This window comes from Paenibacillus sp. SAFN-117, assembly GCF_051966115.1.
GTDB lineage: Bacteria > Bacillota > Bacilli > Paenibacillales > NBRC-103111 > Paenibacillus_L > Paenibacillus_L residui.
Window position 1 is genome coordinate 1 of the sequence record NZ_JBQCLK010000017.1, and the last position, 12,872, is coordinate 12,872.

Consider the following 12,872-nt stretch of genomic DNA (forward strand, 5'->3'; position numbering starts at 1 on the left):
AACCTCCGTCAAAGTATGTAAAAAATACTTCGACGAAGGTCATTGGAAATCCTTGTTAGTTAATTGGTCAGCCGTAGTTTTTTTTTTTCACTAGAAAGTTTAAGCTTCATTAAGCTATTCAAAGGGGTGGCGTAAGCCGTTTATCCTTGTTATTCCCCGTAGAGGATGGACGTGCAGTGTGTAGTTCAGTTGCCTGAGATCAAGACATCATTTTATACTTGAGAGGAAGTGCATGTTTAATTTTATATAGGGAGGGAGTTTCTTGTCTGTTTCTATAGAATGGTCGATGGCTGCTGATCGGAAGATACGGGCCGATTTTTACCCTGCAGAGCGCGAATCTGTGGGAACGCTTCTCGTTTGTCACGGTTTCAAAGGGTTTAAAGATTGGGGCTTCTTTCCTTATATAGGCAAGAAGCTTTCGCACAAGCTTGATGTGATCGTATTTAATTTTTCCCACAATGGAATCGGTGAGAATGGGACGGATTTCACGGAGTTGGATAAGTTTGCACTCAATACTTACTCCAGGGAATTGGAGGATTTGGATTTTGTCGTTCATGCCGTTCGGGACGGTTTGTTTCCTGAAGAGAAGCGGCCCCAGACAGCGCGGCTATTTGTGCTGGGACATAGCCGGGGGGCCGGAGTCGCATTAATTTACGCTTTGGATCATCCGGATCGAATCTCGGGTGTGGTCAGTTGGAACGGAATTACCCATCCGGACTTTTTCGAACATAAAGTAAAGGAACAAATAAATGCCAACGGAATAGGGTATGTGGTTAACGCCCGCACCGGCCAACAGATGCCGCTGTCTAAAGAAATATTAGACGATATGGAGAGGAATGCGGACCGATACGATATCGTGGGCCGAGCCAAAGGCTCCCGGCTTCCGATTCTTTTGGTTCAGGGGACGGAAGATTATGCGCGTCTGGTAGAGGGATCCAAGAAGCTGCTGCAAGCCCGTCCGGACATTGAATGGCATAGGGTCGAGGGAGGAACGCATGCCTTTAATGTGGTCCATCCTTTCCAGGGCACGTCAGAACCTTTGGAGGAGGCCCTGCGGGTAAGTAGTGATTGGATTATGAAATTAGACCCCCATGCCGCTGACCGCGGCACCATCAGATGATGAAAATGGATGGATATTTAAGGTAGAATAGAGTTGAATTGCTTCAATAGTGTGAAATTTGAAAACTAAATGGATTTCATACAGTTAGATTTCTATATTCGGAAGAAATATGGAAACTAACTGGAAAACCTACAGCTAGTTTGCGCCAAAACAGCCGTTTCGCCCAAAGTTGCCCATTTTAACTGTAGTTTATCCAGTTAGTTTGATCATTTTCGCCCATTCGCTTGAATCTACCTGTACAAAATACAGTTAGACGCGCCATTCCGCTTGCAACGATGCCTGCAGACGGTAAAATAGACGGATTTTCAAGGTAGTTACAGGTTCTTAAAGTCACACGTCAAGGCACAGCTGCGGCTGTGTCTTTTTGTAAAAAGTTTGAAGTTCATTAGAGCATTAATATAACCAGTTTCTAATTGGCATAAAAAGCTTCCTCTAATACCGGGTTATTCGTCTTCGAGTAGTTCATTAGGAGCTTTTTTATTGATTTTTGCCGGAAGCTCCAATATAATTTTTGTATAATCATTATAAAAAATATTAATATTATTTATATATAATATAAAGGGGGTTTTATGTCTTGGTTGAAAATATGGAGTGGTACCGCGCTTTTTATTTTACCGCTATTACCGGCAGCTTATCCAAGGCGGCGGAAGAGCTTTTCATCACTCAGCCGGCGGTCAGCTATTCGATCAAGCAATTAGAAACCCGTCTGGGGGGAAGATTATTCTTTCGTACTCCCAAAGGCGTTAAATTAACGGCGGAAGGGGAGGTGCTGTTCAAGTATATTGAGCAGGCATATCATTTCATAATGACAGGAGAAAAGCAGATCGCCGCTATGCATAATCTGTTGAGCGGGGAAATAAAAATCGGGGCCAGCGATACGCTGTGCAAATATTATCTGCTGCCTTATGTCGAAGCTTTCCATCAAAATCATCCCGATATTAAAATCAAAGTGACCAACCGCACGTCCAGGGAATCGATAGAGCTGCTGAAGCGGGGGAAGGTCGATCTGGCCGTTGTCAACCTTCCTCTGGAAGATAAGCAGGTAACGATTCGGGAGAGCCTGGAGCTGCAGGATTGTTTCGTAGCCGGGAGCTCCTATCGGGAGCTGGCGGAGAGCGGTCCCGTCTCTTTGGACACGCTGCTATCTCATCCCATTATAATGCTTGAGCAGGGAAGCAGCATCCGTCGTTATATCGATCGGTATGCAGAAGAGAACGGGAAGGAGATTTATCCCGAGATCGAGCTTGGAAGCATCGATTTGCTAACCCAGTTTGCCCGAATCGGATTGGGAATAGCTTGTGTGATTCGGAATTTCGTTGAGGACGAGCTGAGAAGAGGGGAGCTGCTGGAGATTCGTCTGAAGAAGCCGATTCCTCCGCGGAAGATCGGGATAGCCGTGCTGAAGGAGGTTCCGTTATCCTCTGCCGGACAGACCTTTATGGATATGCTGCCGTAATCCTAGAGCCGGATATAATCGTACTCGCAGGTGGGTAATCTAACCCTGGGAGGCGATAGCATGATAAGCGGGTATAAACTGCGGAATGAGGATGATTTCGAGAGGGCGATGAAAGCCGGCCGGACGGTTTCCGTCTGGCAGAAAGGTTATTGCATGGATGATGGAGGGGCGATTCAATGGGTTGCCTCCGATGCCGTCATCATTAATGGAGCCCGTTATGACAAAGCCTGTAACGAATTTCGGATCGTCTGATCCGAGCGCGCGCCAATACAGGACTATGAAGCCCCAGAGATAGTTATCTCTGGGATTGCTTTCCTACCGAAAACAAGCTTAACACGATGGTTAGAATCACATAAGTCCAGAAACCGTTAATTTCAAATCCGGTTAAATAAGTATCCAGCAGCCACAGCTTGATCGGGGTCAGCACTACCGAAGCCAGAAGCAATAACGGGGTCGTCACGCATCCGACACCCAGAGGTATCGCAGCGAAGGATACGATCAGCAAGAAATTAAATAAGTAGCCTATAACAAACATAAATAAAGAAGCAATGATCAAAGTCTGCAAGTCGGAGATGGCGACATATTCGGAGAAATACTCGCTTCCGACCCAAAATACGGCTAAGGTGACAAGTAAATTGATAAGATTTCTCATTCTATCCTCCCCAATTCGTTAAATAGAGTTATGGTTTTGGCTCAATTTCAAAAATCAGTGCTTGATTTTCTACCTTCGGAATAACTAACTGGTCATCTGCCCGGCTCCCGTCCGGTTTCAATCTCGCTAACGAATCTGGGTAACGTTATTGTCTTAAAAACGATACCATTTCAATTATAACGAAACTCACAATCGTTATTTGGGAGAAATCCTGCTCCATGGCCTTCTTTTTTTGGTCAATAGCGATATGGAGTTTCGTAAGAAAATGGAATAGCTATGTTTTGGCCGAATAACGTTTCCAGGTTTCGTAAGAAAATGCATTTTGTTTGACCGATACTCCTTCACACACGTTGGAGTGAAATGTTTCCCCGCCACATCCTGCTCTGTAAAGAATAGCCTGGAAATGAAATGAAACATCGCATAAATAGCCGGCAAAATGCCGATAGAAGAGCAGCTTTGTCATTCGGATGAAGCGAAGTCCCGTTGACATATTGGCTTAAATCTACATTAGCGAATAAGAAAATTTCGCCCATTCATACTGGCTTAACATTTGCACGAACGGATGGCCCAGCATCAAAACCAATATGTTCATCCCAATCCTTTGCCCGATATATAGTTATTATGGAGCCACGGACTTGTGATCATCCGTGTCCTAAGCGTTATCTTCGCGTATAGTAATACGCTCATTACCTGTGCCGGTTTCAATCAGGTTGTTCTACGCCGGAGGAACATTTCAGAAGGAAATAAAAAAACAGAAAAATTAGTTGACAGTTCCATTTTTACTTGGTATTATATTAATTGTCACTGAAATCACATGACCTGATAGCTCAGCTGGGAGAGCGCTATCTTGACAGGGTAGAGGTCACAGGTTCGATCCCTGTTCAGGTCATAAGTACAATAAGATCAAGGGTTTGGACGATTTTACTACCATTACGAAAAATGGTAGTCTTGTCCAAACCCTTTTTCGTTTCCTATAACCATTATCTTATTGATTCTAAATTGGTAAGGTAGTGGTTTTTATTTTGCTGAAATTCAGCTTAGAGGAATTTAAAAATAATATCGCAACATTTCCCCCAGAACGCTAACCTCTTACATGGGAGTGTTGAATGAGGACCCCGGGAGCATTCAGTAACAATGATCTTCATGTACAAAATACTATCTTTTGGCCGATCTTGCAAGGCCTATTTACGTAATTACAAAGACAGCGGGCCGAATGTAACACTGTGTTGTGAGAACTGCGGTCATCGACTACATAAACATGGCAGGTATTACCGTTACGTTGCCGGCAAAACCGAATATCTCCGCATCCCGATTTATCGTTGGCTATGTCCGAAATGCGACACGTCTGTGAACGGTGAGCAAACGGCGCTTATGCGAGAGATCGCAAGCCACGTCTACACAGCCCCAGATGGCCAGACTAAAAGAGTGAGCCTGCTTATTCACACTTACCTTGGAACGGTATGTCCAAGCTTACCGGTAGGGTGGATGGGAAGCATTGCTTCCAGCACCGCGTGCAGACAAACTGCAATCGCGCGAGATCGCCGATGATGTGCTGCACAAGGCCATTGCCTTGAAGCAGGAGCATCCGGGTCGCAGTGTCCGTCAGATCATCACCATCCTCGAGTTGGCGCCCGTCACTGTCAGTTCCGAAAAGACCGTCAATGAAAGTGGCTAATGACAAATAACTCTTAATATTCGACCAGATGCTTCTAAAAACCTGCTCACATAGGAAAAAGGACCTGCCTAAGCAGTGCCTTAAGTAAAAATTTTATGCATTATGTTTGACATCCAAATCGCCATAAGTTATATAATAGAGTCAGGGAAAGCTTTCACCCCACAAAAATACTAGATTTGCATAACTTAATCAAAATATAATTATAACAGTAGATAGATATATCAAGGGAGGACCGGAAAATCTTGTGTGCTTGCATGCACATGGGATGTCCGGTCCTTTTTTCATTCTCGATGCTACAGTCCATCTTCCATAATATCGTTAAGGAGGGTAAGGTTGAAACGCGAGACAAACGAAGTTACACAGTTCTCAATTAGGCAAGCTCTATGTCGATGTGCCAGAAACAGCGATATAACACCATATTTCAAGGCATATATTTATGCACAGACCGAGAGCCATGAGGAGGATGCAGAATTGATGATGAACTTTCAATCTACTACCTTGAAAATCCGTCTATTTCACCGTCTGCTGGTGCCTTTGTAATGGAATGGCACGTCTAACTGTATTTTGTACAGGTAGATTCAAGCGGATGGGCGAAAATGATCAAACTAACTGGATAAATTACAGTTAGAGTGGGCAACTTTGGGCGAAACGGCTGTTTTGGCGCAAACTAACTGTAGATTTTCCATTTAATATTCCTATTTCTCCAGAATATAGAAATATAACTGTATGAAATCCATTTAGTTTCAATTTTCATACTAATGAAGGTAGCGTCAAGAAGTTTGTGTAAGCCGGCAGGGTTATCCATCGGGACGATGGATAAGAAATATTTTAAGCTCGGTGGAGGACGCAGCCCAAGCGGAGGCGCGGGAAGCGGTTTTTTATTCTACTTCCGGGCCATCATCCGGATGACTTTCCTCTAACAGATCAAAATGAAGCACGATTTTCAGGCTTAGTGCCAATAAAAATGGACGCCATGCAAAATAGCTGTGATTTAAAATTTTGGTGTAGCATAAAGCTACACACCTTTCTTTGTTTGGAGTGGTTAATTGACACTTCCATTTTACCAAACAAAGGGGTGTTTTTCTGTCAAGACCCTATTATATTTTTGGGATTTTCCCCGTCAATCTGAGTCTGCGAAAGTTGAGGTATCAAGTTATAAAGTTATAAAGTTATAAAGTTATAAAGTTATAAGGCTGTGGATTCCATTGGAATTTTAGGTTTGACAAAGAAAGGCTGTTCCTATTCACGTTATTTTTTGTGAAGGGAACAGCCTTTCTTCAGTGATTGATGGAATTTTCGTAATTTATGATTATGAAGTAATCGTTTTCATATGATCCAGCGCATTAGTAGACCTTGCCGTTCAGTCCCCAGACAATGGTCGTCAGCAAGCCATGTTCGGATGCGACGGCCTGTTCTCCTGTATTCATGAGCATGAAACAGTTGGTACTATAGTTGTTCTTGGCCATTGCTTCTGAGAAGCATGCTTGCCCGAACAGTGCTGCCGGCTGATCACCTGCAATGTCGGCAAGGGGGATTTCCTTGCCAGAGAAGAGGGAAGGAGCCGTATAGGCGTAAACTTCCGATGATGAACAAACCTCCGGCAGCATGGATTTTGGAACGTCAATATGTCCAGTCATTCGTCATCCCACTTCAACTCATGGAAGTCACACATTAACGTGCGGGAGGCATTGGAATAATCGGTGACATGAGCTTTGCCTTCCGTCAGTTTTCAGACGAGCCAGGAATCGATTGTACCAAACAGCAATTCACCGTACTTGGCCTTTGACCCTGCACCCTCGACTCCTGCTGCCTCACATGAATAAACAAAATGGCGCGGTAACTGATCGTACCCTGATCCAATGCTAAAATGTATGAATCCATGTTGATCACTTCTTGGCCTTGGCTGATGCAGGCGGTTCATAATGCTTCCACAGTTCGCGATTGGAGGTGGTGACGGTAACGGCACCGAGTTTTAAAGCTGTCTCCACATCTTCGATAGTTCGGATAAATCCGCCTGCAAGTATAGGGATTTGCAATTTCCACTGTGCCATGACTTCTTTGGTCATCATCAGCACGGCAGCCGGCAAAACTTCGATGAAATCCGGCTTTGTCTTTTCCAGCAAAGCATAGCTTTTGGAAAGAGCGTTGTTGTCGATCAAAAAAATACGCTGAATGGCGATCACGCCTTTTTCCTTCGCCTTAAGGATGACGTTCGCTTTCGTTGACAGCAATCCATAAGGTTTAAATTCCTGACAAAGAAATTCAGTGCCGTATTGATCATTATGCAAGCCCTGGATTAAATCCGCGTGCAAAAAAAGCTTTTTGCCATGTTGATTGGCCAGTTGAAAGATCGACTTTAGCCTGGCAAGATGGATGTCCAGCATAATGATATATTCATAATTGCTGGATAGCAGAATCTCAAAATCTTTCATCTGTCTGACTGCCGGCATAATAGGCTGTTGAATAAAAACCAACGGATGGCCCCCTTCCGCATTTTTCTCTCGTCGACTCTCTTCAGCAAGACGAATGGTACATAATTCATTATATCAAATCGCCATCATATAGCCGGAGCCTGCTATTGAACGGCTTCTTTGGCAAATCGCAGAGCTTGGTTGGCTTCCTCCTCAAATTGGGCAATCTGCGATTCATCCCATTCGAACAGTTGGCTCATATAAACTACGACCGGCCGAACCCAGGCCTGTGCCCGCTGATGATCGAAGTTAACGGCTGAGGAGCGGCGATTGATAAAGTCTGCCGGTCTTGTGACCATTTCTTCTTGAATTCCGTACATTAATCCTGCCAGCACAACAGGTTCAAGTTGGAGACTTTCAGCTGTTTGCTTTGTTTCTTCCTTTTCCATCAATTCAAATACTTTGTTAATATTAGTTCCGTAACGAAGAACCCATCGGGAAGCGGCTTGTTCCGGCACACCCAACTGTTTGGCATAGCGGACTTTTTCGTCTACGAAGCGGTCGAAGCTTCCGCCGAAATCTCCGCCGGCCAGCGTGACCTTATCGGTGCTGCAAGGCGGATAGATTCGCCCGGTTTCATCCGATAGTTGGCTCGCAACCAGATCGACAATGCGCTCGGCCATTTTGCGGTAGCCGGTAAGCTTGCCTCCTGCGATCGTAATGAGACCTGAATCCGAGATGAAGATTTCATCCTTGCGCGAAAGCTCGGATGGAGATTTGCCGTCTTCATGGATGAGCGGACGCAAACCGGCCCAGCTGGATTCCACATCCTCCGGCTTAAGCGCAATAGAAGGGAACATGCTGTTGGCACATTTCAAAATGTAATCGCGATCCTCTGTTGTCATCCGCGGATGCTCCAGATTGCCGTCATAATCCGTATCTGTTGTACCAATATATGTTTTGCCGTCACGAGGTATGGCAAAAACCATTCGTTTATCCGGGGTGTCGAAATAGACCGCCTGGCGCAAAGGAAAGCGTGATTGATCAACGACGAGATGTACGCCTTTGGTCAAATGCAGCCGTTTGCCTTGCTTGGAGCCGTCCAGTTCGCGAAGCGTATCGACCCACGGACCTGCGGCATTGACGATCTTCGATGCTTGGATCGTGATTTCCCGGCCGCTGTGGAGATCCTTTGCTTTCACGCCGTAAATCTTACGATTGATGTCATAGAGGAAATTCTCCGCTTTCACATAATTGATCGCAGTAGCGCCGCGCTGAACAGCGGCTTTCAGAATTTCAATCGTTAAGCGGGCATCATCCGTTCGATACTCGACATAATATCCGCCGCCAATTAGGCCATCCTTTCGCAGAAGCGGCTCTTTCGCCAACGTTTCTTCTTTGGACAGCATTTTTCTTCGCTCTTCCTTCTTTACGCCGGCGAGCCAGTCATAAACATAAATTCCGATGGAGGCCATCAGTTTGCCGTAGGTGCCGCCCTTAATAATAGGCATCAGCATCCATTCCGGCGTCACGATATGGCGAGCGTTCTCATATACAATCGCACGCTCGCGGCCAACTTCACGCACCAACCCGATCTCACCCTGCTTAAGATAGCGGAGACCCCCATGAACCAGCTTGGTGGATCGGCTGCTTGTGCCGGCGGCAAAATCCTGCATCTCGATCAAGGCAACTTTCATCCCCCGGACAGCACTGTCCAGAGCGATTCCAGCGCCTGTCACTCCGCCGCCAATGGCGAGCAAATCATACTTCTCTGCCTCAAGCTGTTGAAGGAGTTCATTACGGGCAAGACTAGAGAACGAATTCTTCATGATTTACTGAACATCCTTTCAGAAGAACATGAAAGGACCGCAACAAGTCCATCGCGGCTAGCGATGGACAGTTGCGGTCCCCTCATAATCTCCGACCAATTTTTAACTTTCTTATATCATAGGCTAATTTTGAGTATTTTTCAATAGGCGCCGGATCAGTTTTATAGGGCAGTCCTATACAAGTTTTTTTACAGTATTGATTTATGCAATTTTATATAATATACTCAAAATTAAGTTAATAGTTGGTTTTGACTTGGAGATGACCGTTTCATACCTCATACATCTTTTAGTATGGGTACGTTTCTGGTCTTCTTTTTTATTGACTTTAGAGGGAGGATAGGCTGAAAAACTTTAAAGCTTCATATGACTTGTAAGCGCTTCACATCTTGAGTTTGATTTATTTAATGATGTGAAGAACACTCCAAAATGATGAAGAAAGGGGCTTGACACATGTCTGCAAATGAAACCGTGATTCATCCGATGACAAATAATAAAATTTCTTGGGTCAAAAAAAAGAAAGCAGGAGAAAATATTTTAGCTTATATCTTTCTGGCACCGTCCATATTTCTATTTATTGTCTTTCTGTTTTACCCCATGTTGAGATCATTTTATCTGAGTATGACTATTACGGATCCGCGCGGACGGGTCGCAGAGTTTGTCGGTCTGGAGAATTTCATTGATTTGCTTACGACCGGTCAGTTTTATTCCAATCTGAGGGTAACATTGCTGTTTATTTTATTTACAGTACCGACCTCGATTATATGGTCGCTGTTTTTGGCGGCGATTACCAATAACAAATTAAAAGGCATGAAAATTTTTCAGTTTATATTTTCATTGCCGATCGTCATATCGGTTGGTACGGGATCCATTATTTGGTTCCTGCTCTTTCATCCGACTGCCGGCATGCTGAACTATTTTCTCAGTTTGATCAATGTCAGCCCGATTCCTTGGCTAACCGATCCGTCCTGGGCCTTGATCTCCATCTCGATTATGACTATTTGGATGAATATGGGTTTTCTGTATATTGTATTGTCCAGCGGTCTTCAGGGGGTTCCGGATGAACTTTTTGAAAGCGCTAAAATAGACGGTTCCGGTCCGGTCCGGACTTTCATTCGAATCGTTCTGCCTTTGCTGTCGCCGACTTTATTTTTTGCCTTGATCGTATCGGTGATTAATGCGTTTCAGGCTTTCGGACAAATTCATATCTTAACCAAAGGCGGCCCGGTGAATTCAACCAATGTCATCGTGTACTCCATCTACCAGGATGCGTTTATTAACTTCCGATTCGGAATAGGTAGCGCGCAAGCGTTAGTGCTGTTCATCATTATTTTGGCGCTCACTTTGTTTCAATTCCTGGTACTGGAAAGGAAGGTGCATTACCAATGATCGCGAGAAGACTTACCCATACCCTCTTATATATCTTACTCATATTGCTGGCCCTCGCGGTCTTGTATCCGCTTATCTTCACGGTTTTGTCATCCTTCATGACCGAGAAGGAAGCGAATGCTTTTCCGCCGCCATTAATTCCATCCCAACTTTATTTAGGGAATTTTAGCAATGTGGTTCAAACGTTTCCGATCGTTCGCTTTATCTTGAACAGTTTTATTGTATCTACAGCGATTATGTTGAGCCAGGTTCTTACATCCAGTCTTTCCGCATACGCTTTTTCATTTTTGAATTTTAAGGGCAAATCCATTCTGTTCACGCTCTTCTTATCGACGATGATGATTCCATGGGAAGTTACGATCATTCCGAATTATTTATTGATTAAAGATTTAGGCTGGATGGATACCTATCAAGGGTTGGTCGTGCCTTTTATGGCCGGAGCGTTCGGGGTGTTCCTGCTTCGCCAGTTTTTCCTGCAACTGCCTCATGAGCTGTTCGACGCCGCCAGAATAGACGGATGCGGTCATCTCAGAAACTTTTTCTCCATTGTGCTTCCGCTGTCTCGCCCGGCACTGGCTACTCTCGCGGTTTACGTATTTCTAACCCACTGGAACCATTATTTATGGCCGCTGCTCATCACGAACTCGCCGTCCATGCGAACGGTCCAGATCGGGGTCGCCATGCTGCAATTTGCTGAAGTCATGTCCTGGAACCTGATCCTGGCGGGTGTGACACTCGTTCTGCTGCCCTCGTTCATCTTGCTGGCTCTCGGTGTGAAACAATTGGTTCGGGGGATTACCGCAGGTGCAGTAAAAGGTTAGCTGAACATGGTGATGCGTCTGTTCATAAAACGGACTTGTCATAGAGAAGAAACGATCTTTATTGAGAGGGAACGTTTCTTACCAAAAATGAATGGAACGAAGAAAGGGGATTGGAAGATGAAGAAAAGAAAAGTACTAGGCTTATGTCTGGTCATCATGATGATTTTCCTATCTGCATGCAACGTGAATATGGGAGGAGGAACGGAAAGCAAGAAGCCGGAAGGCACCCAGTCGGGAGGCCAGGCAGCAGGCGGCAAAACGAAGGTCATCTTCTGGCATGCGATGGGCGGGGCTAATACCAAGGTCGTTGATCAAATGGTCGCTAATTATAATGCTTCTCAAGACAAGGTGGAGGTCGAGGCGATTTTTCAGGGAAGCTATGATGATCTGCTCAGCAAATTAAAGACGTCGATGGGGTCGAACGAAGGTCCTGCTGTCGTGCAAATGTATGAGATCGGCAGCCGCTTTATGATCGATTCCGGCACCGTTACGCCAATGCAAACGTTCATTGATCAAGATCATTGGGATGTATCTCAACTCGAGCCTAACATTGCGGGCTACTATACGTTTGACGGCAAGCTTTACTCGATGCCGTTCAATACGTCAAATCCGATCCTTTACTACAACAAAAACCTGTTTAAAGACGCTGGCCTGGACCCCGAAAAACCGCCGACAACGTTCGAAGAATTGAAAGAAGCGGCAAATATCATCTCCAAGAAAGGTAAAGCCGTCGGCGCAAACTTCGCGATCTATGGCTGGTTTATGGAGCAGTTCTTTGCGAACCAAGGCGCAGACTATGTGAACAACGGTAATGGCCGCGATTCCATGGCCACCGAATCCCTTGTAAATTCGGAGGCAGGCGTAAAAGTACTGACTTGGTGGAAAGATTTAATCGATACGGGGGCTGCCAACAACTTGGGGCGTAAAACCGATGATTCCAAAAAGGCATTTGCTGCTGAACAAGTGGCGATGATTCTGGATTCTACGGCTGCTCTGAAGGGGATCGTCGATACGAACAGCGGTAAATTCGAAGTCGGAACCGCTCCGCTTCCGAAACCGGCTGATGCCAAAGAAGGCGGCGTCATCGTCGGCGGAGCCAGCTTATGGATGATGAATGACCGTTCGGAAGAAGTACAGAAAGCGGCCTGGGACTTCATCAAATACCTGACCTCGCCGAAGGAGCAAGCTTATTGGCATATTAACACAGGGTACTTCCCGATCACGATCAAAGCATATGAGGAGGAAAGCGTGAAGGAAAATCTGGTTAAGTTCCCTCAGTTCAAGACTGCGATCGATCAGTTGCATAATACGAAGCTGAATACGGCAACTCGAGGCGCTGTTATGGGCGTCTTCCCGGAAGCGAGACAAATCGTCGAGGGAGCGATCGAAGAGGTGCTTAACAACAAGAAGTCGCCGCAAGACGCCTTGGATGCCGCAACCAAAGAGATAACATCCAAAATCCAACAGTATAATAAAACAGTGAAATAATAGCGTTGGCGCATTGTCCGTTAGTCAACCCCCT

Annotated in this window: 10 protein-coding genes, 1 tRNA gene and 1 pseudogene; 8 read left to right on the forward strand and 4 right to left on the reverse strand. The window is 45.3% G+C overall.

All coding sequences use genetic code 11. The features are described 5' to 3' along the window. Nucleotides 1–262: 262 nt before the first annotated feature. From ACTHRH_RS12565 to ACTHRH_RS12575, 3 genes are all read left to right on the forward strand, one after another. Nucleotides 263–1,120, forward strand: a complete 858-nt coding sequence (locus ACTHRH_RS12565) for an alpha/beta hydrolase family protein (RefSeq protein ID WP_379289915.1) — start codon at nt 263–265, stop codon at nt 1,118–1,120. Between the two features lie 574 nt (nt 1,121–1,694). Beyond that, a complete protein-coding gene (locus tag ACTHRH_RS12570) occupies nt 1,695–2,576 on the forward strand; it encodes a LysR family transcriptional regulator (RefSeq protein ID WP_144939634.1) in 882 nt (293 codons plus the stop codon). A 60-nt stretch (nt 2,577–2,636) separates the two neighbouring features. Further along, nucleotides 2,637–2,828: a hypothetical protein gene (locus ACTHRH_RS12575; RefSeq protein WP_144939632.1), complete on the forward strand. Its 192-nt coding sequence runs from the start codon at nt 2,637–2,639 to the stop codon at nt 2,826–2,828. A gap of 43 nt (nt 2,829–2,871) precedes the next feature. Here ACTHRH_RS12575 and ACTHRH_RS12580 read toward each other — a convergent pair whose 3' ends face one another. Then, on the reverse strand, nt 2,872–3,228 hold the full coding sequence (locus ACTHRH_RS12580) for a phage holin family protein (protein WP_144939630.1): 357 nt from the start codon (nt 3,226–3,228) through the stop codon (nt 2,872–2,874). Nucleotides 3,229–4,044: 816 nt separating this feature from the next. Between ACTHRH_RS12580 and ACTHRH_RS12585 the strand changes: the two genes are divergently transcribed. Continuing rightward, a tRNA-Val gene (locus ACTHRH_RS12585) sits at nt 4,045–4,117 on the forward strand. A gap of 606 nt (nt 4,118–4,723) precedes the next feature. After that, entirely contained in the window at nt 4,724–4,903 is a 180-nt protein-coding gene (locus ACTHRH_RS12590; RefSeq protein WP_144939628.1) for a hypothetical protein, read from the forward strand. 1,349 nt (nt 4,904–6,252) lie between these two features. On the opposite strand, the pseudogene ACTHRH_RS12595 reads toward ACTHRH_RS12590, so the two are convergent. The 3 genes and pseudogenes from ACTHRH_RS12595 to ACTHRH_RS12605 all read right to left on the reverse strand — a co-directional run. Further along, a pseudogene (locus ACTHRH_RS12595) lies at nt 6,253–6,704 on the reverse strand (FGGY family carbohydrate kinase); the annotation flags it as partial. 85 nt (nt 6,705–6,789) lie between these two features. Continuing rightward, nucleotides 6,790–7,377 (reverse strand): glycerol-3-phosphate responsive antiterminator, encoded by a 588-nt coding sequence (locus ACTHRH_RS12600; RefSeq protein ID WP_440415830.1) that lies wholly within the window; start codon nt 7,375–7,377, stop codon nt 6,790–6,792. 101 nt (nt 7,378–7,478) lie between these two features. Beyond that, complete coding sequence (locus ACTHRH_RS12605) at nt 7,479–9,143, reverse strand: glycerol-3-phosphate dehydrogenase/oxidase (RefSeq protein ID WP_144939624.1); 1,665 nt, start codon at nt 9,141–9,143, stop codon at nt 7,479–7,481. 480 nt (nt 9,144–9,623) lie between these two features. Here ACTHRH_RS12605 and ACTHRH_RS12610 point away from each other — a divergent pair, with 480 nt between their 5' ends. The 3 genes from ACTHRH_RS12610 (at nt 9,624) to ACTHRH_RS12620 (ending at nt 12,838) form a co-directional block, all read left to right on the forward strand. After that, entirely contained in the window at nt 9,624–10,529 is a 906-nt protein-coding gene (locus tag ACTHRH_RS12610) for a carbohydrate ABC transporter permease (protein WP_144939642.1), read from the forward strand. Beyond that, nucleotides 10,526–11,350: a carbohydrate ABC transporter permease gene (locus ACTHRH_RS12615; RefSeq protein WP_144939622.1), complete on the forward strand. Its 825-nt coding sequence runs from the start codon at nt 10,526–10,528 to the stop codon at nt 11,348–11,350. The genes ACTHRH_RS12610 and ACTHRH_RS12615 overlap by 4 nt, the downstream gene beginning before the upstream one ends. Before the next feature lie 117 nt (nt 11,351–11,467). Continuing rightward, nucleotides 11,468–12,838, forward strand: a complete 1,371-nt coding sequence (locus ACTHRH_RS12620; protein WP_150960004.1) for an ABC transporter substrate-binding protein — start codon at nt 11,468–11,470, stop codon at nt 12,836–12,838. The last annotated feature ends 34 nt before the right edge of the window (nt 12,839–12,872 follow it).

Coding starts and splice junctions, on each gene's coding strand:
- ACTHRH_RS12610 (WP_144939642.1), top strand. CDS start 9,624: ATGACAAATAATAAAATTTCTTGGGTCAAAAAAAAGAAAGCAGGAGAA.
- ACTHRH_RS12605 (WP_144939624.1), bottom strand. CDS start 9,143: ATGAAGAATTCGTTCTCTAGTCTTGCCCGTAATGAACTCCTTCAACAG.
- ACTHRH_RS12615 (WP_144939622.1), top strand. CDS start 10,526: ATGATCGCGAGAAGACTTACCCATACCCTCTTATATATCTTACTCATA.
- ACTHRH_RS12575 (WP_144939632.1), top strand. CDS start 2,637: ATGATAAGCGGGTATAAACTGCGGAATGAGGATGATTTCGAGAGGGCG.
- ACTHRH_RS12580 (WP_144939630.1), bottom strand. CDS start 3,228: ATGAGAAATCTTATCAATTTACTTGTCACCTTAGCCGTATTTTGGGTC.
- ACTHRH_RS12620 (WP_150960004.1), top strand. CDS start 11,468: ATGAAGAAAAGAAAAGTACTAGGCTTATGTCTGGTCATCATGATGATT.